The organism is Prevotella sp. E9-3, assembly GCF_022024015.1.
Lineage (GTDB): Bacteria > Bacteroidota > Bacteroidia > Bacteroidales > Bacteroidaceae > Prevotella.
Genome location: NZ_CP091786.1, coordinates 2,444,850 through 2,464,433, shown reverse-complemented (window position 1 = coordinate 2,464,433; position 19,584 = coordinate 2,444,850). Strand labels below are relative to the sequence as shown.

The window sequence follows — 19,584 nt, the reverse complement described above, 5'->3', positions numbered from 1 at the left end:
GTGAAGAGTGAAGAATTTTCTTCTGCTTGACAAAAATTAAGACTCTTCCATTCGTCTCTATTTCAACTGGTTCTCGAATGCAAGAATGGCTTGCTGGGCTATTTTTACAGCCTCTTCCATGCTGCAGTAAAGTCGGCCGCCAGAGGCATTCAAGTGTCCACCTCCATTGAAGAAACGTGCTGCTACCTCATTGCAAGGGAACTGATCTACCGAGCGAAGACTCACCCAAATAGTGTTCTCTTTCTCAGTATCTTCACGCAGCGAGATACTCAGCTTGTGTCCTTTTATCTGCAGCGGCATGTTCACGAGTCCTTCGGCATCTCCTTTTATGAAGTTGAAACGCTTCAAATCCTGGCGTGTCAAAGTGAAGTAGGAGGCATGACGCTGACTGTCAACCACCAGACGCTGATACATCACATAGCCCATCAGGCGTAGACGGTCTTCCGAGAAATTGTGATAAACATTGCGGTAGATTTTGTCTTTGTTGATGTGTTTGGTGAGCAACTGGCTGATGATAAAATAAACATCGCAATTGTCAGAGTTGTAGGTGAATGCGCCTGTGTCGGTCATCATGCCGCAATAGACGGGAATAGCAAAGTGCTTAGTCATCTGTTCGAATGCGCCCATTTGCCAAGTGAGGCGGAACACCAGCTCACAGGTTGAGCAGGCTTCAGGGTGCGAGATGGTGATAACACTGGGAATGTCAGGCTCCAGATGATGGTCAATGAGCACTCTTGGTGCAGGCGAGGCATCAAGTGCAGCCTGCATGTCGCCTACACGACTGGATGTATTGAAATCAAGACAGAATATAAGGTCGGCATGCTGGAATGTCCAGTCGCATCCTTCTTTATGCTTGTCGTAACGAATAATCTTATCGGTATTGGGCATCCAATGCAGGTAGTCGGGATACTGGTCGGGAACGATGACCTGAGTGGCTTTTCCAAAAAAGGTTCTTAACACTTCTGCCCAACCCAATGACGCACCCAAGGCATCCCCATCGGGATTCTGGTGGCACACACAAAGAATGGTTTCGCTTTGGCTTATCAGTGCTTGCAACTGCTCGCACTCCACTTGTGAAATAATTTCTTTCAGCATGTAGATAGGATTAGTCCGTTATCTCCTCTATGGACTTGCGGTTCTTTTCTCTCAGTTCGTCGGCAGCATATCCCAATGGAATAATCACTGCAGGCTCCTCGTTTTCGGGCAGATTAAACTGCTCCTTCAAAAGGGCTGCATCGAAATTGCACACCCAGCAGGTGGCCAGTTCCTGTTCGGTTGCTGCCAGACAAAGGTGCTCAACGGCAATGGCAATGTCTATATCACCGTGATGCTTGCCGTCGCGACGCACCCATTCCTCATCGTGCAGAATAGAGGCGATGATATACATTGGAGCAGTGTTGATCCAATCGCGCTTGTAGCACTGCTGTACCTTCACCTTTTCCTCATCGCTGGTCACAATATGAAAACGCCAGGGCTGCTTGTTGACAGCCGATGGAGCCAGGCGAACACATTCCATGATATAATCCAATTTATCTTTCTCCACGCTGCGTGCCTGATAGTTGCGGCTGCTGTAACGGTTCTGTACAAGTTCTAAAAAGTTTTTCATTTTTGTTTCTCCCTTTCTTGTTTTGGTTGCAAAGGTAGTGCTTTTTTGTTGATTTAATCAATTTTCTTGGTGAAAACGATATAAGTTTAGTTTTTTTTCTTATCTTTGCGACAGAAGTTGCGAATTAACTAAAGTTTGCCATTTTGAAGTGAACTCAATTTGGTGAGAAAACAAATTATTAACCCCTAAAACAAAAAAGAAAATGAAAAAGTATGTATGTGGCACTTGTGGCTATGAGTATGATCCTACAGTAGGTGATCCTGAAAACGGCATTCCCGCAGGAACGGCTTTCGAAGACCTTCCCGATGATTGGGTATGCCCTCTATGTGGTGTTGGTAAAGAAGAATTTGTCGAAGCCTAACGATATTTTTCGAATAATTACTTTGAGGCTTGCTTCGTCTTTACAAAGATGAAGCAAGTCTCCTTGTTTTTTCTCAGATTCTTTGTACCTTTGTAGCCCAAAAACAAGAAAAGCAAATGGAATATATGTCACAAGAAGGCTACGATAAGCTGGTAGCCGAGTTGCAACAGTTGGAAAAAGTAGAACTTCCTCAGGTGCGTGATGCTATTGCTGAAGCACGTGATAAAGGCGATTTAAGTGAGAATTTTGAATATCATGCTGCCAAGCGCGAGCAAGGCCGTTTGTTGGGACGTATCCGTTTTATGCAGCGTGTGTTGGAGAATGCACGTGTGATTGATACTTCAAAACTGAGTTCTGACAGTGTTGGTCTGCTTTGTAAGGTTGATATGACCAATATGAACAATCAGGCTCACATGGCATATACCATTGCCAGTCCGCACGAGGCCAATCTCCGTGAAGGGAAAATCTCTATCAAGTCACCAATCGCTCAAGCATTATTAAACAAAAAAGTGGGTGATATTGTGGAAGTGCAAGTTCCAGCAGGAATGCTGAAACTGCGCATCGACAATATCACCCGACTTATATAATTAATAAGGTGTCATTTATCATTATTTTGTGGTGATTTTGGTATATAAATGGCGAAATACTTGGAAATGTTGTGAAACTTGCTTAACTTTGCTGCCAAAAATGGGGTACAGTGCAAAGGAAACGTGCTTCCGAGACCTGTAGTCATGATGTACAATATTATACATCATTATATTTTTTTATCAGTGCCCGATGAAAATACTGCGCTGAGCCGACACAACAGGGGACGAGCCGGCAAGTGGTTGTAAATCAGTGAATAAAAATTAATGGACAGTCAAAAAAATAGCAGTCGTTAAGCTCTCGTCTTATCGGACAGCAATAATAACTTAAATTGTAAATAACGCAGACTTGTAAATGAAACGAACAGCCGCAATGATAACATGCCTTATGTTGATTTTCAGTATGGGGTGGGCACAGTCGGTCATGATCGACGATCAAATCATGGATTTTGTGATAGAGCAGCACGCCAACGGCGTGTCGCGTCATTATATTGTCAAACAACTGATGCAGCGAGGAGTGACTGCCGAGCAACTGCGCAGCCTCCAGAAGAAATACGAAAAGCAGACAAACGGCGAAATACTGGGTGCCAAGAATTAAACGAGAAAGACATGAAAAAAAAAGAAGGCGTTTTTTTTTACTAACTAATATTTTTTCAAATGAAACATTTTTTACTTTTCGCAATGGGTGCCATGATGGCCATGCCATCGTTCGCACAGGTTGAGGACAAAACGTTTCTCATCAAGAATGCCGGTTTCGACGAGGACCTCACGTTCCAAGCCGATGGTACGATGAAGGAAGCTGTGAGCACCACTACGTCGCTTTCTGACCGAAGCTGGGCCTACATCGCAGCCGACAACACCGTGTATGCTCGCCCGAAGAGCACCAGTTCGAAGAACCGTCCCGACGGTCGCAAGATGGAGGCCGTGAACGGATTCAAGGGTCAGATTCAGGGATGGACGATGGAGTCGTCTGGTACATTCCCTGCTTGTGAGTGGACTTACTTCGGCTCAGTTCCTTACGATCTGTCTGCAACGGCAGTGCCTATCTCCGACGACGGCACCACCTATCTGGTAGTGCCTGCCCGCCCAGCTAACGGTGAGTTCGAAGCAGGCAACGGATTCGTCTATCTGCGCGCCGGCTGGGGAGGTATGGCCATCTACAAGCAGGAGGTGAAACTGCCCTGCGCCAAGTATCGTCTGGAGTACTGGACCATCAACATCAACTCAAACACCACCAGTTCGGTTACTGACCTCTCGCAGGTGAAGTGCCGCAAAGAAGTGTTCAAGGATGAGGATGCTACACTCATTCAGTCGCAACAGTGGGTAAAGCACTCATTCGAGTTCACCCCCACGGCCCGTTTCAGCATGCAGTTCGGCTATCAGGCTGCCAACGCCGGTTCAGGCGGCATGCCTATCGTAGCCCTCGACGGCATCAAGCTCTACAAGATTGGCGAGGCCAATCCAACTGAAATCCTTCAAGCCATGAAGAGTGATTGCGACGACCTTGCAGGACAGGCCACCGCATTAGGATACGATGGTTTGGCTGGTCAGATTGGTGACTACAGCTTCGAATTGGAAGGCATTGACACAGAGGATCTCGATGCTTTCTCCGTAGCCGTCGACGCAGCCGATGCCGTCATGGAAAAGTTCAGGGCTGCCATTGCCGAGGCAGCGAACGTGGATGCCATGTTGAATAAGATGGACCAGATCATGCAGGCCACCGACTATCCTGGCAAGGCCGACTTCCAGACCGTAATGGTGAAGCTTCTCTACTACAAGGAAGGCCCGTACACCGGCGAAGGCGAAGACTTCGCTGCATGGATTCTGGGCGCTGTAGAGGAAGGCAATGCTGCCATCCGCGCCTACTACTTCACTCAGGTGGCTACTGTTGACAATCCTGCCGACTACACCTTCTTAGTGAAGAGCCCCTGGTTCATCAAGGAGACCGCACAACCCACATACAACGAAGGAACATACACCTTCCCGAACGCAGCTGACTATGTTGAAGGCAGCTCGAACGACGACCTGACCAGCGAGGGCTGGAAGGTGACGGGTACCTATACCGGCGGCGACCAGCGACTGAACTGGCAGCGGGGACGCAGCTGCTGGAACGCATGGGGCAGCAACATCAGCGGAACCATCGCCGTAGGCCAGACCATCGAAGGACTGCCCAACGGATATTACACCGTAAGTGCCGACTTAATTACTCAGACAGAATGCCTGACCGATCAGCACGTCTATGCCGAGAGCACAATCGAGAAGAATATCTCGTCAAGCCTGACCACGGAAGGATATGACAATAGTAACTGGGAGACGCTGAGCATGACGGCTGAACAGAAGGTGCTCGTGGTGGACGGAGTCCTCACCATCGGTGCCGAGGGTACAGGTACCGGTTCGGGCTCAGCTGGCTGGTTCCTCGCCACTAACTTCAAACTGAACTATCTGGGCGAGGCTACCCCCGATGACTTAAAGACTACGTTCGACGCAAAGGTGGCTGTTGCCAATGAACTGGCTGGCAAGATGCACTTTGCCGCCGACAAGAAGGCGCTGAACGACACTATCGCCAAGTATAGTGCTACGACCGACTACATTCCTGCAATGGTTGCCCTCAAAGCTGCCATCCAGACGGCTCAGGAGAGTGAGGCTAAGTACAAGGAGTACATGCAGGAGGGCAAGACTTTGCCCACCATCGCAGAGACACTGGCCAAGAACGGCGGTGAGGGCTACGGGGCTGCCGAGGAAATTGCAGAGTTCGCCTACGACTTCTCAATCAACTGGATTGGAAGCGACGCTGCCACCTACACCAAGATCGACAGCATCGTGAAGCACACCTTCAACTATTTGTACACCTACATACCGGCCTACAACACTGCCAACACTGTGGCCAGCGAAGCTCTTCCCACCGGAAAGGCTGCCTTGCAGGCATTGATGGACGAGCAGAAAGATGTGCTCGTGACCGAGATGCAGACCGAGGCTGTCGTCAAGGAATACGTGGCTGCCCTGGACTCACTCATGCTGAAAGTGAAAAGGCAGAACATCATTGACGACGAGAACGCCACCGACTTCACTACCTTCATACTGAACCCCAACCTCGAAGAGGAGAGCGGATGGCACTTCGTTCTCGGCAACGGCGACAAGAACACAACCAGCGGACAGTGGTTCGACGGCAGCAACACACGTTACATCGACTCTTATAACTCTGAGGACCTGAAGGATCCCGATACACAAGAGGTGATTGACCACATCGGTCTGGTGGGCTTCATGGGATGGCAGGAAGTGACCGACCTGCCCAACGGAACCTACGAGGTGGGCGTCTATACCCGCACTCCGGCTGAAGGGGCCTATATCTTCACATCTGTGGCCGAGGCCGACACGGCATTCGTAGAGATTCCTCTCGACTACTACATGGACGGCGAGACGCAGGTCATTGCCTCCGACAAATACGGTGCGCTGTGGGAAAACGCTAAAACCATCATTGAAGGCGGATTGGAAGAGACTGATCCTCAGTACGCTTTCTATACAGCTATCTACAACGCCAACAACGGTGAAGGACGCGGCTGGAAACATCAGATCATGACAGCTGTAGTGACCAACCACGTGCTGACCATCGGAACAAAGACCGGCGTTGCCGGACTGAACGAGAAGGCATTTACGGGCAACTGGTACTCTGTAGGCGGCTGGACCCTGAAGCTCGTCGCTAAGGGCGACAACTCCGACTGGAACGGTCCTATCACTACCGGCATCGACAGCGTCAGGAACGCCAAGGCTGAGATGGAGGGCATCTTCACCCTCACAGGCGCAAAGGTCAGCAAGATGCAGCGCGGACTGAACATCATCGTTCGTAACGGAAAGGCCACCAAGGTCATCGTGAAGTAAAAAACAAGTATTCACTACCGATCAAGTCCTGCATTCCCCCAAGAGGGGAGCGCAGGACTTTTTTGCAGCCCCAAAGCCTGGCCCCTTTTTTTAAAATTTGCAGCCCTAAAGCCTGGCCTTTTTTAAAAAATTTCAGCCCCAAAGCCTGGATCTTTGTTCAAGAATCATCAATGACATCTGCTCCGTCTGCTCCCTTATCTGCTCCCCGTAAACGCCTGTTAGTCAGCAAGGGAGCAGATGGAGCAGATGTTTTTTTTCTTACTGTATTGCGAGTAAATTCCTGTCTTGTCTTACTGTATTGCGAGTAAATTCCTGTCTTTTTAGAAAAACAGGGCTATTGCGTCTTGTCTTTATGTTTGCTTACGATTCTTCACAAGATTCTCGAAGTTACATTACGCCCGACAGCGATGTTTTATACTGCGAGTTCAATGTGCCACAGATAAAACGTCAGAAACGTCTTTTCATATATTTAGTGTAGTCCCGTTACCCTTGTCATGCGTGGTCTGCGAGTAAAAAAAGATTTCTGATAAAACAAAGAAAAAGCCCGAAAACTTTTGTTGGATGAGTTTTCGGGCTTGGTTATTAAAAGAATAGTCGGCTTAGAACAGCTTGTTGGGATAGACACCCTCGTCGACGAGCTTCTGGATGCGCTCTACGGTGGCCTGGCGGTCGGCAGCATAGGTTACGCCGAACCACTTTGAGGTGGTGTCGAGGACTTCGCAGGTTGCGGTGCCTTCGGTGATGAGCTTGTTGACCATCAGGGGAATGAAGAACTCAGCCTTCAGGTTCTCCATGTTCTTCGGATCACTGAGGAACTCCTTGAAATAAGCCTCAGAGTGCTCAAAATAGTCAGGAGTAAAGCCCCACATGTTCATTGAAACAGGTACGTTCTCGCCGAGAGCCTGCCATTTTCCGTTCTCGTCCTTGAAGCGGATGGGCTGGTCAGCCTCGCCTGCCTTAGAACCGTCTTCAGCACAACGTACAATCTCTGTGCGCTCTACTACGTCGGTCAGATGGCGCTTCTCGTTGTAGGCGCAAACGCCACGAGCTACAGTACCATTTTCTGAAAGAGTGTTGCTTACGCGGAAGCCTACCATTGCATACTGGTTCTTTGCACCCTCTGGCAGGTTGCTCAGATACTTACCAATCTGCATGAAAGCGTCACGGCCGTAGAAGTCATCACAGTTGATAACACAGAAAGGCTCCTTAATCACGTCCTTACCCATGAGCACAGCATGGTTAGTTCCCCAAGGCTTTACGCGTCCTTCGGGTACCTTGAAACCTTCGGGCAGAGCATCAAGGGCTTGGAAGCAGAGTTCACAGGGTACCTGTCCCTCATACTTTGAGAGAATCTGAGTACGGAACTGCTCTTCGAAATCCTTACGGATTACCCATACTATTTTGCCGAATCCTGCCTGGATTGCGTCATAGATACTATAGTCCATGATTGTTTCGCCATTAGGACCCAGTCCGTCAAGCTGTTTCAGTCCACCGTAGCGGCTGCCCATACCGGCAGCAAGTAGAAAAAGTGTAGGTTTCATTTGTTTTGAATTATTTGAGTTATAAAAATCTTGCATGCAAAAGTAGCAAAAAAAGTGAAGAGTGAAAAGTGAAGCGTGAATAATTTGTTACTGCTTTACAAAAATTAAGAATAAACGCCCCTTCTCATCTTTTACTTTTTGGCTTTTTCCGATGCTGCGGCGGAACCGCAGCACACAGTATTTTGCCTCTCATCTCTCATCTCTCATCTTAGAATGGATATCCGATTGCTAAGTGCAGTGAGTGCATGTCCTTGAAACGTTCTATGTTGAAATAGCCCGACTTTGAAGTCTTGTAAGGCACATGGAGACCAAAGCCCCAATCTACACGGATTACAAGGAATTCGAGGTCATAGCGCAGACCGAGTCCCGTGCCTGTAGCCAGTTGGTTGAACAGGTTCTTGAATTGAAACTTCGTACCTGTGAACTGATCGTTCCATTCATCTGCCTCAGCAATGTCGGATGCCGACATGTCCTCCGTTTTGTCCATTGTCAGACTACGCTCCGACCAGATATTGCCTGCATCAAAGAACATCGCTCCGTACAGGCTGCCAAACAGTCTGCGGCGATACTCTAAGTTCATTACCAGTTTTGAGTTACCGTTCTGTATCAGGTAGGATGATTGTCGGTCGCCAGGAATTCCACGGAAGTCGCCAGGTCCGATAGAACGGGCTGAAAAGGCACGGATGCTGTTGGCACCACCCACCCAGAAACCTTCACTGAATGGATAGTTCAGTGAGTTGCCAAACATCCAGATGATGCCGGCGTTGATATGTCCTACCAGTTGAGACTGGTGGTCGAGAGTCCAAGTTTTGGTGTAGTCGGTCTCCAGTTTAAGAAATTGTGAGTACGGTGTTTTGAACAGTTCCTTGTTCTCTGTGTTCCATTTTTCGCCTTTGGCCATGAAATAGAGTGACACGAAATTTCCAGATTCCTCGATAGTGGTCTCCCAGCGATAGGGGTAGCGACTGCCCGACCTGTTGGAATAGGTATAGGTATATCGCATCTTAGGAATGAAATAGTCGCCCATCGTGACCGACAGATAGGGATGCTTTTCGAGCAGCGACTGGAATTTGTCTGTGTAGCTGTTCTTGTACTGATATTTTACAGTGAGTGGTGAGAACTGGTGCAGGCGCTGTTCCGATGTTTGCCAGCGGTAGCTCCATTCACCCGAAACGATATGCATCTTGTAGTAGCCAGGGCGCATAATGATGTCGGTAGAGGCTTTTGCCACTGTCCATGGGGTAGAATAGAACGTACGCGGACGGATAATCTTTCCGTTTTTATCACGCTTCAGCCGGCCGTTCTTGTCGCGTTTGAATTCCTCGCTGCCTATGAAAGGAGCGATGATGCGTGGGAACTCTATCGAACCGTCCACACCATAGGAGTATGAATTGTTGCCAGAATCGTTGCCGCTGGTCTGCCATTCATACGAACCATGCAGGTTGATATCTATCTTTTCGCCCCCACGGAATGCATTTCTGCGGGTGAAACCAATTTTGGCTTCAGGTCCCATGCGTCCGATGGTACGGTTCTTATAGCTTGTCTCAAAATAGAAATCGTAGGGTTTGTCGAAAGTACAAGTAAGGAACAGATCGAGCGAGTCAGTACCTTCACGGGGCACGAACTTGAAGTCGGTCGAACTGAACAGTCCCACTGAGTTGATGTTCTGCATAGAGGCGATATATTTGTCGTAGCTATACAACTGTCGTGGGCGCAGTTTCAGGTCGCGAAGAATCACGCTTGGACGGATAGGCGGTTTCTTTCCGCTATAATATAGTTTCAGAAAGTGTCGGCCGGCACTGTCGGTAAGTTGTTCGCGTGCGGTGCGTTGCAAAGTCATCCTCAGACTTCCTATATACCATTTCTGTAGCGCTTGTTGTGGCAGCGAGTCAGCCATCTGCAGGCGCAGTTTTGCACGATTGGGAATGTCGAACGTGTCGGCCAGAAACGATGCAAAACTGGGCTGATAGTAGTAATAGCCGTTGTTGCGCATCAGTCGTGAGATACGTTGGCGCTCTGCGTCAAGGTTTGCCACCGTGAAAGGTACACCTTTTTTTATATATGCATCGTCGAGCGTTGAGTCGATGAGCTGTTGCATGTCGGCAGGGAATCCTACGTAGGCCATGCTGTCAACCAGAAACAGCGAGTCGAGATTGACGGTATAGCCAATCTTCATTTTCTTCTTGCTTTTCTGTGGCACTTCAGTGAAACTGACATCTCCATGCAGATAGCCATTGTTGCGCAGTACTGAACGTCCCACCGAGGCACGGAGTGAAGGGTTTATCTGGCTCATCAGAACAGGTGCCTTACCGAACGATTTGTTCAGCCATTGTTTGAACTTTCCGTGAGAGCCGTAGCTGTAGTTGTAAATCCACAGGCGATAAGGGAAGGGTGTGCGATAGTAGGGGGAACCAAACAGTGCACCGTTGGGGGCAGTGGCCAGAGCAGCCTCTATCTCTTCCTGTGTATTGATGAAATGCTCTTTCTGTTGTTTCTCGTCGTACCCTTTGTATTCAATCTTGGTAAGGCCAGTAAACAACTGGTCGTCGTCAGGCACTGTCTTTGTGGTGGAACACGCATACAGTCCTGTCAGGCTGATGAACACTATAGAACGTTGTAGAGCCTTTTTCATTCTATCGTATGCTGTCTGTCTTGATGCTATCTGTCTTAATCTGTAGCTTCTCATCTTTTGGTCTGTTAAGAGTGGTGCGAGGCAGTAACGTTGACTGTCCTGTGGTGCGTGGCATCATGGGTGTCTGCTGTTTGCCCCAGATTTGGAATATTTCCATAAAGGTGTTCAGTTTGCGTTTCCACATGTAGCCGCCTCCGTATTCACTGGTATATCCGTCGAGCCAGTCATACACGTTCTGGTTGTAGAACAGTTTGGCATATTGGTTCGAGGTAGGTGTCAGTCGGTATTCCATTGCCACATTGTCAAAGAACGACTGTTTCTCGCCTTCTATCTCGTTGCCCGACGATATCTTTCCACCTATCTGCACTTTCAGGCGATTGTTCCAGAAACGCTTGGCAAACTTGAATGAATAGTCTGTACGTGTCTCGCCTGTAGCATCGGTGGTGTTGTCGAGGCCTACGCTCAAGTCGAGTGTCTTCAGTGCGCTGCCGGTAATATTGTTGATCTCGCTTTGTAGGAACGAGCTGAGAGCCGAGTTCATGGAGAAACCGCTGGTGTTTCCGTCGGCCAGATACATGCCTGTAGTGAGCATCGTAACAGCCAGCTTGCCTCGCTGTTCAGGTGTCATCGCAGTCAGTTCGTTGGCTACCGTCATATCTTCAGGTGCCGAGATGATGAACTCCAGACCCATATCGTTGAGTGTTTTGGTGATGACCACACCACAGTCGAACGCCACGCTCCTGCTCTGTTCGCCTTCCTGTCCTACAGATGCTTTTGTGCGTTCGGTGGCCGTAAGGTTCAGTCGTGGGTTCATCGGGTCGCCGGTAAACTCTACGTAGCTTCCGTCCTGAATCGTAAACGTTTTCAGTGGGATGACGGGCAGTGAGTACTTCATTGAACCGCTTGACATGGTATAGCGGCCAGTCATGTTGATACCATCGGAATTGTATTTCATGCTGAGGTCGCCTCCGCCAAACAAGTCCACATAGTTTGTCTGGTCAACGTCGAGTCCGCACCTCACGTGAACACCCGGGTCGATACTGATGGTGATGTCAACGTTCAGTCCGTCAGGAACAGGCTTTTCAACCTTTGCCTGTGTCTCGTCCGAGAAGTCGGTGAACTTCACCAGTTCGTCCATGCGGTTATCGCCTGAAAGAGGCGAGTCCAGCAACAGGTAAGTCAGGTCGGTAGTACCCAGCAAGTCCAGTCTTCCGCGCATCTGCAACTGATCCAGTCGTCCGCTCATGCGTGCAAAGAAGTTCATGTATGCCTTACCGTAGGCTATCGATTCTTTGGTCTGTTTAGCATTGATGAGCTGGAAATTGCGGGCACGTATGCGCAGGTCGGTTGTGATGCGGTTCATATCATGGAAGTCAATGTTGCCCATGATATTAAGCGGGTTGTCGTTGTAGGCATACATGGTGAAGTTCTCGAGCAATAGTTGTGAGTTGATGACACGCACGGGGTCGTTGTCGAATCGCAACTGCATACCGTAAGGCTTACTCACCAGGAAGGCAGAGTCGAGGATAATCTCACCGTCCACCTGTGGCTTGCTCATCGTTCCTTTCACAGCCATCTCGCCATCGGCATAGCCCTCCAAACCAATTAACTGGTCGGGCACGAAACCGTTGACAATATCCATTGGAGTGTGCAGCAGTTTCAGCGTGGCATCGAAACTACCCTCGTCCTGATTCTTATAGCTACCTTTCAGGGTAAGTACCTCACGTTCTTCCAGCATCATGATTGCCTCGAGGGCGTGCGTGTCGTCCTCACGTTGCATATAGACAAACTCAGTGCTGACATTGCCCACCGGACTACTCTCATAGGTCAGGTGTGCTATGTTCATATCGCTGGCCACAGAGATATGCTCGTCCTGATCCATGATCAGGTGATAGTCGCCGTTGAGCGTACCGGAGATACGAGGCAGATAAGGAATGGCCGATGTCAGTTTCTCCAGATCGAAGCGGTAGAGGCTGACAGTGAGGTCCTGCAACGTAGTAGAATCCTGATCTTCAGAATAGATCTTCACACCAGTTCCATCGTCAGCAATCAAGTCAACCTTAGCCTGAAGTTTCAGGTCGTTGCCCAGGAACAGGAAGTTGTCGGCATTCAGTTTAAACTCCCGATAGCCCAATGTGGGGCGCTCGGGCAACAGGTGAACGCGCATGCCGTGTTCCTCGATTGTGGCTTTTGCTCCCAGTCGTAGGCCCAACAAACCTTTCTCGTCGTAGAATCGGATGCCCGTCACGGCGCCGTTCTCTTTGAACGAGCCGTCGAGCAGGGCGTTGAACACAAACTGCGGGTTTCGGCGGTCGTTGGTCACCTGTCCCTGATAGGTCAGACCATGTTCAGATTCACGCAATCTGAGTCGGATGGTATCAATACGTATCGAGTCGGCGTTGAGCGAGTACACGTATGCATCGCCGTTGATACCAATATTCTGTTGTGTGCGCAAGTCGATGTTCAGTTCCTTGAAGTAAGTGTTCACCGATGCGCTGAGCATGTTGGCGATGGGATTGTTTCGTCCGCTGGTCACAAACAGTCGGGCGTTGGGCAGTACGTGCTTGATGTTCTCAAGATTGATGGTCCTGTTCTTGAACTGGGCCATCAAACTGTCAGACAGTAGTTCAAACTGCTGCATCAACAGCTCGTAGCCTCCGCTGGCGTCAGCCTTCACAATCATGTCGCCACTCTGCAGTCGGAATAGCGTAGTGTCGGCCTGAGTGCGAATAGTAATGCCTACATCATCAGGGCGATACAGGTTCAGCGAGTCTTGTATGTAGATGTCGCCTATCAGTCCCGACAGTCGGTGACGTTCAGCCAGATTACTCTCCACATCAATATGGCCACACATGCCAATAGTCAGTTGGTTTTCCGATACCTGCAGTGCTTGGAAGTCTAGTTTTTGCAGGTCGGCCCCGATTGTTGCGCTGATATTCTTTGTGTCGAGGAGTGCATCGATGCTCAGTTTTCCTTGCAGCAGCTGGTTGTGTCCCTCTACGGCTACCACCCCGTGTCCATTATTCAGTCTGGCAGTGGCAGCAATGCTGTCCACCTTCATGTTTCCGTATTTCAGACTGTCTATACTGGCATCGGCCTCCATCCAGCAGGTACGTTTCATAAAGTCGGTACCTTTTCCCTTCACCTTCGCCTTTGCTGAGAGCTGGTAGAGAGACTGCTTGGGCAGGAACTTGTGCAGGTCGAGTGCGGCAATCATCATACTGGCATCATAGCTCATGTTGCGCTGGTTGAACCATCCCTCTGCTTTTACCCTTCCTTTACCTTGTGTGGCCACAATGTTTGCCTGATAGCGAGGACCGTTGGCATGCAGAATGGCGTTCAGCCCTATGCCTTGCGGAATACGGATATCATCGGGAAGGTCGGCCAGTGGTTGTGTGAACGACAGGTCATAACTCTGAGCCTCTACGTTGAGCTGAGCAAACAGTCGGTCCATGTCCATCAGCTGTTCCGTCTGTCCCCATGCCTTTGCATGCAGGGCAGTGGGCAGTGTCAGTTCCAGTTCGTTAATCTCTGCCTTTTCCATATTTCCGTGCATGTCGGCTGTGATGGTGAGTGGCCATTCCGGCCATCTGTTGCGGAACTTCTCAGGCATGTCTGCCATAAAGAGCATCAGGTCTTCCTTGCCCAGTTGAGCGTTGAGGTTCAGTTGAATCTGTCCGGGCTGGATAGAGTCCATCACGTTGAAATCGACAGTTGCGCGTGTGTGTATATTAGAATAAGGTGTAGCGAGCAGCAGACTCGGCAGTCGTAGTCCTACTGAGTCCATGAGTATGGTTCCTGCCAGTTGTGTCAGTTGCAGTCCGCTCTGTTCGTTCAGTGCGGCCTGTCTTATTTTCAGGGCCAGGTTGGGCGCACAGAAATAGATGGAGTCAATGGCCAGATTGACATCCGTAAATGAGAGGTGATTGAAGTCCATCCCCTCGTTCACCATCGGTTCGAAAGGCAGGTGATAGGCCACTGCACCATCACTCCATTCAAAACTCTTCACCGTATATAGACTATGGTATAAGTCTATCACTCCCTGCTTGGCGCTGGCACGTCCAATGCCCACCGTCACCTGCATCGAGTCGCCTGGCATGTGCAGGTCGATGCTTGAACGAAGAATGGTGATGCTATCGGCATTGATGAGCCATGGCAGAGGTTCCGATGTGGTAGTGTCTATGGCCGCAGTGTCATTCAGAAGAATGGTCAGGTTGGCATCAGTGAGTCGGGCACCGTTCAGTTCCACTGTTCCCTCGTCCAGCTGGATGCCTTTCGAATGCATGGCCAGCAGTCCCACTGTTCCTTTCACCTGAACATCGGGAATCAGACTCAGCGTGTTTATCTTGGCTTGGTTCAGCTGCAGTTCGTTCACCACCACCTCCATGCCCAGCAGTGGCAGTAGTTTCACGTCGGCCACCATTCTGTGAATATCGGCAATAGTGTCGTTCTGTTGGGTCACCATCACGCCGTTGATGCTCAGGTCGAGTGGGAAACTCAGCCTCACCTCATCTACTGTTACCGTCATGCCGCTCTCGTCGGAGGCCATCTCAGCAACTTTATCTACTGCCCAGTTCTGAATGGGTGGTAGATAGAGAAGGAAGGTCAGTATGAGAAACAATAGTACTGGACTCAGCAGAATCAGTCCTATCCAGATGAATACTTTTTTCATTGTTTACTGAAACTTTTCCATAACGGGTCGTGGGGTAGGGGTGCTTCCAGACTGATGAGTTGTTTGGAAACGGGGTGTATAAATTCTACATGGTGCGATTGCAGCGATATACTGCCATCGGGGTTCGAACGCTTGGCTCCGTATTTCAGGTCACCGCGGATGGGACAGCCCATAGCCGCCAGCTGACAGCGAATCTGATGGTGGCGGCCAGTCAGCAGTTTAACTTCTATCAGGCAGTAGTTATCGCTATGGCCTATCACTTTGTAGTCCAGAACAGCTTTCTTTGAGTGAGGCTTCTCTGTATCGTAGGCATAGCTCTTGTTCTGCTGTTCGTTGCGCACCAGCCAGTGGGTGAGCCGTCCTTCCGGCTCCTTGGGCGTGTTTTTGGTAATGGCCCAGTAGGTTTTGTGCACATCGCTTTCTGCAAACATCTTGTTCAGTCTGGTCAGTGCCTTTGATGTACGGGCAAAGACCACCAGTCCTGCAACAGGCCGGTCGAGTCGGTGTACCACTCCCAGAAACACTTCGCCAGGTTTCTGGTACTTCTCTTTGATGTATTGCTTCACGATGTCAGAGAGCGGAGTATCGCCAGTTTTGTCGCCCTGAACAATTTCGCCGCTCTCTTTGTTGACAATGATGATATGGTTGTCTTCGTAGACTACTTCCATATAGAAAAATATAAAAGCCCCTCTCTCGTGGAGAGGGGTTATGATGAGGCTTATTACATGTTCATGCCGCCATCTACCTGAATCACCTGACCGTTCACATACGAACTGAGGTCGCTGGCCAGATACAGGGCAGTGTTGGCAATATCTTCTACCTGTCCGCCGCGACGGAGAGGAATCTTCTTCTTCCATTCCTCGCGCACCTCGTCGGAAAGGGCAGCAGTCATAGCAGTCTCAATGAATCCAGGAGCAATGGCGTTGGCACGGATGCCCTTGGGGCCCATCTCCTGTCCGATGCTCTTTGCCAGAGCAATAAGTCCAGCCTTAGAAGCAGCATAGTTGGCCTGTCCGGCATTGCCGTGTACACCTACTACTGAAGCCATATTGATGATAGAACCACCGCGCTGACGCATCATTACGGGAACACAGGCATGGATGAAGTTGAAAGCCGACTTCAGGTTTACGGCAATCACGGCATCCCACTGCTGTTCGGTCATGCGAAGCATCAGTCCGTCCTTGGTGATACCTGCATTGTTCACCAGAATATCGATACCTCCGAACTCTTCCTTTACAGCCTTCACCACTTCTTCAGTCTGAGCAAAGTCGGCAGCGTTCGAAGCATAGCTCTTAGCCTTTACGCCCAGGGCAGCAATCTCCTGCTCGGTTTCTTCGTTCACCTGCAAGTCGGTGAATGCAACGTTGGCGCCTTCGGCGGCAAATTTCAGTGCGATAGCTTTTCCAATACCACGTGCTGCACCAGTGATCAGTGCAGTCTTACCAGTTAATAATCCCATTTTCTTTTTCTTTTTATATTTAAAATATGTGTTATTTTACGTTGCCCTTCATTTATTGGGCTGATTTATGTTTGCCCAGTGCACCATAAACAAATTTGGCTACCTGGGGCTTGGTGTCTTCTTCTTTCATGCCATGGGCTATACGTCCATAGATATAGGGCACTTCCAGACCCTTGATACAGTAGTGGCAGATGTCGGCCACAAGGTTCACGTTCTCAATGTCGAACTCGCCGTCTTCCTTTCCTTCGGCAAATACCTTGCGGAACAGCTCTACCTCAGCTAGATCGAAATGCTTGCGCACTTTTTCGACCATCCAGATGTTGCGGAAAAACTCGGCGCGCAGGTTTCCGTTGCGCACCACCGTTTCGCGAATCATATTCAGGTGGGTGTAGATAAGTTCAATCACCTTTTCGTGAGGACTGATTTTCCGTGCTGCCACTTCGTCCAATTGGTCGCTCAGTCGCTCCAATTCAGTCTCAATCACGGCATAGTAGATATCGTCTTTTGATTTAAAATAGGTGTAGAGCGTGCGACGGCCTTTGCCCGAGGCTTGGGCAATGTCGTTCATCGTTGTGTTCTCCAGACCGTTTTTTGCGAATAACTGGCGAGCCACATCTACAAGAAGTTGTCTAGTTTTCGATATCGACATATTTGTCCTCCTATGCTTTCTGTTTATGATTGCACATTATCTGTATCGTGTGCAAAATTATGTTTTTTATTTTAATTGCGCAAGAGTTGTTGGGTAAAAAGTACTGTTTTTGAAAAAAGTTTTGCAAAAATTTGGGTAATTGAAAAAATAGTCGTACCTTTGCACCCGCTTAAAAGATAAGCTAAATATTAATATCGCGGAGTGGAGCAGTTGGTAGCTCGCCAGGCTCATAACCTGGAGGTCGCATGTTCGAGTCCTGCCTCCGCAACTCAATAGCCAGTCAATTGACTGGCTATTTTCGTTTTTCTTCGTCAGGGCTCTTCACATGCTCCTGGTCGCAGTTCTTTGCAAGCAAAGCGTCCCTTTTGGCTGATGGGTTTTGATGGGGCTAATGGGTTTAATGGGGTCGTAGTTCTTCGCAAAGCGAAGCGTCCCTTCGGGCCGAGCGCGAGTCCTGTCTCCGGTATTTTAAGTTTTGGCCATTATTTATTTTAGTGTTAATTCTATTCCATCTTGAAATGATGAATATTGGCAGTAAGTAGAATAAGTTTTCTGTTTCAATAGTTGAATGGCTGAAACAAATTATAGCTATAATTACAAAAATTATAGCTACAATTGCGAGAATTATAGCTATAATTTATTTCACCTGATAAACTGTTGAAGTCCTTTAGGCGAAGATTTCCTATGGAATTGAATGTGAATTCCTGTGGAGTGTGAATACTATTCGTCCAATTGGAACAATGGGTCCTCAGGCATCACCATGACAGGAGTGGTGTTGTAGGCCTTCATCACCTTGGCGGGTACATACTCGTTGGGCACCACCAGGCGGAACATGAACTCGCGGAACCACTGGGCAGTCATGATAAGACTGCCTTGCTGTCCCCACGAAGCACCCCATGAGTTTTCTACCTTCCATTTCTTTGGCTGTCCCTTCTCGTCCAGATCAACAGCCGATAGGGTCATGGCATGAGTAGAACCGCTGTCGAAAGTAGCAATGCGGTCGGCTTTCGACATAGAGAATGTGGTGCCGAAGAGTGTGCCGTAGTCGAAATTCTCCAAGTCGGCATAGCCGCGTTTGCGGTCCAGGAACTTTGCTACATCGTAACTGCTGTACAGTTTTCTTCCGTCCTTCAAGGCAGCGATAGCCATCTGCTCAATATCCTCCATGGGCAGGTTCACGTATTTCCAGTTGTGACCGTCATAGGTGTGGCGGTCGTACTCCACCTCGTAGGTCTTGTAGTATTCGCGGCGAGGGTCGTTCATGGCCATGATGAATGTGCCGTTCAGTTGTTGGCCCACCACCTCCTTATAGAATTCCAGCGGAGTGTATTCCTTTGTCTTGCCTACGGTCTTGCCTTTGCTGTCCTTGAAGGCATATGTGAATTTCTCCACAGGGTTGCCGATGGTGAACTGCAGCATACGGTAAATCTGGCTCAGCATGCGTGTCTTTGCTTTCTCCAGTGCAGCCTGCTTTTTGCCTTTCTGGGCCATACTGCGCAGTTCCAGTCCGTACTCACGCAGTTTCGATGATATGAGGGCACGTGCACGACTGGTGTTGTCGCTGCTGAAAGTCTCGGGCATCACCTCACTGGGCACCAGTCCGTATTTCTCAGCCAGGTCGGCCACACCGCAGAAGGTGCCGCCATCGCCAATGGGGTAGTGGAAGAAGAACTGCACGCGCTGGTCGTCCATAGGTTTGTCGGCACAGTCTATCACGCCCTGCAGCATCAGGTTAGCTTTCTCCAACTGGTCCCAGAAGAAAAGGTAGGCCTGTGAGAACTCCACCGTGAGCGAGTCAGTACGTTTCTGGAAATCAGCTCTCAGCACGTTCATGCCGCTGAACATCCAGCAGCGTCCGCTCTGTTTCTGGTCGGTGATGGACTGCTTTTTTGTTTCCACGCTGAAGTAAGTATCCAACTGTCCTTGATTGGCATGACTGCGAGTCAGGTCGTCGATGCTGTTGCCGGCAATGGCATTCATCAGCGCTTTCTCGGCATTATCAATATGTTGTTCTTTCTGAATGTCGCGTAACATCTGTTCCGAGATGCCGCCATTTTTTGTCTGAGCTGCTGCCGATAGAACGATACCGGTAGTCAGCATGATGAGCGTTGCTTTTTTCATTCTGTTTATTTATTTTGTGTGATAATGGCTGCAAAGTTACGTTTATTTTTTCGAATCTCTATCCATTTCTTTTCAAAAGCGAG

13 protein-coding genes and 1 tRNA gene are annotated in these 19,584 nt (G+C 49.2%); 5 read left to right on the top strand and 9 right to left on the bottom strand.

All coding sequences use genetic code 11. The features are described 5' to 3' along the window. Nucleotides 1-57: 57 nt before the first annotated feature. The gene (locus L6475_RS09445; RefSeq protein WP_237819371.1) at nucleotides 58-1,095 is read right to left on the bottom strand and encodes a bifunctional oligoribonuclease/PAP phosphatase NrnA; all 1,038 of its coding nucleotides are present in this window, start codon (nucleotides 1,093-1,095) and stop codon (nucleotides 58-60) included. 10 nt (nucleotides 1,096-1,105) lie between these two features. Then, nucleotides 1,106-1,606 (bottom strand): nitroreductase family protein, encoded by a 501-nt coding sequence (locus L6475_RS09440; RefSeq protein WP_237819369.1) that lies wholly within the window; start codon nucleotides 1,604-1,606, stop codon nucleotides 1,106-1,108. A 202-nt stretch (nucleotides 1,607-1,808) separates the two neighbouring features. Between L6475_RS09440 and rd the strand changes: the two genes are divergently transcribed. From rd to L6475_RS09420, 4 genes are all read left to right on the top strand, one after another. Further along, nucleotides 1,809-1,967 carry a rubredoxin gene (gene rd / locus L6475_RS09435; RefSeq protein WP_237819367.1) on the top strand — a complete coding sequence of 53 codons (159 nt, stop codon included), beginning with the start codon at nucleotides 1,809-1,811 and terminating at the stop codon, nucleotides 1,965-1,967. A 116-nt stretch (nucleotides 1,968-2,083) separates the two neighbouring features. Then, nucleotides 2,084-2,554 carry a transcription elongation factor GreA gene (greA, locus tag L6475_RS09430; protein WP_237819365.1) on the top strand — a complete coding sequence of 157 codons (471 nt, stop codon included), beginning with the start codon at nucleotides 2,084-2,086 and terminating at the stop codon, nucleotides 2,552-2,554. Between the two features lie 352 nt (nucleotides 2,555-2,906). Then, nucleotides 2,907-3,149, top strand: a complete 243-nt coding sequence (locus L6475_RS09425) for a hypothetical protein (RefSeq protein WP_237819363.1) — start codon at nucleotides 2,907-2,909, stop codon at nucleotides 3,147-3,149. Nucleotides 3,150-3,208: 59 nt separating this feature from the next. After that, entirely contained in the window at nucleotides 3,209-6,427 is a 3,219-nt protein-coding gene (locus L6475_RS09420) for a hypothetical protein (RefSeq protein ID WP_237819361.1), read from the top strand. Nucleotides 6,428-7,026: 599 nt separating this feature from the next. Here L6475_RS09420 and L6475_RS09415 read toward each other — a convergent pair. The 6 genes from L6475_RS09415 to L6475_RS09390 all read right to left on the bottom strand — a co-directional run bounded on the left by L6475_RS09415 (nucleotide 7,027) and on the right by L6475_RS09390 (nucleotide 17,380). After that, the gene (locus L6475_RS09415) at nucleotides 7,027-7,968 is read right to left on the bottom strand and encodes a nucleotidyltransferase (RefSeq protein WP_237819359.1); all 942 of its coding nucleotides are present in this window, start codon (nucleotides 7,966-7,968) and stop codon (nucleotides 7,027-7,029) included. A gap of 208 nt (nucleotides 7,969-8,176) precedes the next feature. Continuing rightward, a complete protein-coding gene (locus L6475_RS09410) occupies nucleotides 8,177-10,654 on the bottom strand; it encodes a BamA/TamA family outer membrane protein (RefSeq protein WP_237819358.1) in 2,478 nt (825 codons plus the stop codon). Continuing rightward, nucleotides 10,602-15,272 (bottom strand): translocation/assembly module TamB domain-containing protein, encoded by a 4,671-nt coding sequence (locus L6475_RS09405; protein WP_237819356.1) that lies wholly within the window; start codon nucleotides 15,270-15,272, stop codon nucleotides 10,602-10,604. Before L6475_RS09405 ends, L6475_RS09410 begins: the two co-directional genes overlap by 53 nt. Next, nucleotides 15,269-15,940, bottom strand: a complete 672-nt coding sequence (locus L6475_RS09400; RefSeq protein WP_237819354.1) for an RluA family pseudouridine synthase — start codon at nucleotides 15,938-15,940, stop codon at nucleotides 15,269-15,271. Before L6475_RS09400 ends, L6475_RS09405 begins: the two co-directional genes overlap by 4 nt. A gap of 53 nt (nucleotides 15,941-15,993) precedes the next feature. Further along, nucleotides 15,994-16,731 (bottom strand): 3-oxoacyl-[acyl-carrier-protein] reductase, encoded by a 738-nt coding sequence (gene fabG / locus L6475_RS09395; RefSeq protein WP_237819352.1) that lies wholly within the window; start codon nucleotides 16,729-16,731, stop codon nucleotides 15,994-15,996. Nucleotides 16,732-16,783: 52 nt separating this feature from the next. Beyond that, on the bottom strand, nucleotides 16,784-17,380 hold the full coding sequence (locus tag L6475_RS09390) for a TetR/AcrR family transcriptional regulator (RefSeq protein WP_237819350.1): 597 nt from the start codon (nucleotides 17,378-17,380) through the stop codon (nucleotides 16,784-16,786). 195 nt (nucleotides 17,381-17,575) lie between these two features. On the opposite strand from L6475_RS09390, the gene L6475_RS09385 reads away from it, so the two are divergent. Next, nucleotides 17,576-17,648: transfer RNA gene (locus L6475_RS09385), tRNA-Met, on the top strand. Between the two features lie 452 nt (nucleotides 17,649-18,100). Here L6475_RS09385 and L6475_RS09380 read toward each other — a convergent pair. After that, complete coding sequence (locus tag L6475_RS09380; RefSeq protein ID WP_237819348.1) at nucleotides 18,101-19,501, bottom strand: aminopeptidase C; 1,401 nt, start codon at nucleotides 19,499-19,501, stop codon at nucleotides 18,101-18,103. Between the last annotated feature and the right edge of the window lie 83 nt (nucleotides 19,502-19,584).

Excerpts from the sequence above, each read along its gene's own strand:
- L6475_RS09445 (WP_237819371.1), bottom strand. The coding sequence starts at position 1,095 with ATGCTGAAAGAAATTATTTCACAAGTGGAGTGCGAGCAGTTGCAAGCA.
- L6475_RS09440 (WP_237819369.1), bottom strand. The coding sequence starts at position 1,606 with ATGAAAAACTTTTTAGAACTTGTACAGAACCGTTACAGCAGCCGCAAC.
- rd (WP_237819367.1), top strand. The coding sequence starts at position 1,809 with ATGAAAAAGTATGTATGTGGCACTTGTGGCTATGAGTATGATCCTACA.
- greA (WP_237819365.1), top strand. The coding sequence starts at position 2,084 with ATGGAATATATGTCACAAGAAGGCTACGATAAGCTGGTAGCCGAGTTG.
- L6475_RS09425 (WP_237819363.1), top strand. The coding sequence starts at position 2,907 with ATGAAACGAACAGCCGCAATGATAACATGCCTTATGTTGATTTTCAGT.
- L6475_RS09420 (WP_237819361.1), top strand. The coding sequence starts at position 3,209 with ATGAAACATTTTTTACTTTTCGCAATGGGTGCCATGATGGCCATGCCA.
- L6475_RS09415 (WP_237819359.1), bottom strand. The coding sequence starts at position 7,968 with ATGAAACCTACACTTTTTCTACTTGCTGCCGGTATGGGCAGCCGCTAC.
- L6475_RS09410 (WP_237819358.1), bottom strand. The coding sequence starts at position 10,654 with ATGAGAAGCTACAGATTAAGACAGATAGCATCAAGACAGACAGCATAC.
- L6475_RS09405 (WP_237819356.1), bottom strand. The coding sequence starts at position 15,272 with ATGAAAAAAGTATTCATCTGGATAGGACTGATTCTGCTGAGTCCAGTA.
- L6475_RS09400 (WP_237819354.1), bottom strand. The coding sequence starts at position 15,940 with ATGGAAGTAGTCTACGAAGACAACCATATCATCATTGTCAACAAAGAG.
- fabG (WP_237819352.1), bottom strand. The coding sequence starts at position 16,731 with ATGGGATTATTAACTGGTAAGACTGCACTGATCACTGGTGCAGCACGT.
- L6475_RS09390 (WP_237819350.1), bottom strand. The coding sequence starts at position 17,380 with ATGTCGATATCGAAAACTAGACAACTTCTTGTAGATGTGGCTCGCCAG.
- L6475_RS09380 (WP_237819348.1), bottom strand. The coding sequence starts at position 19,501 with ATGAAAAAAGCAACGCTCATCATGCTGACTACCGGTATCGTTCTATCG.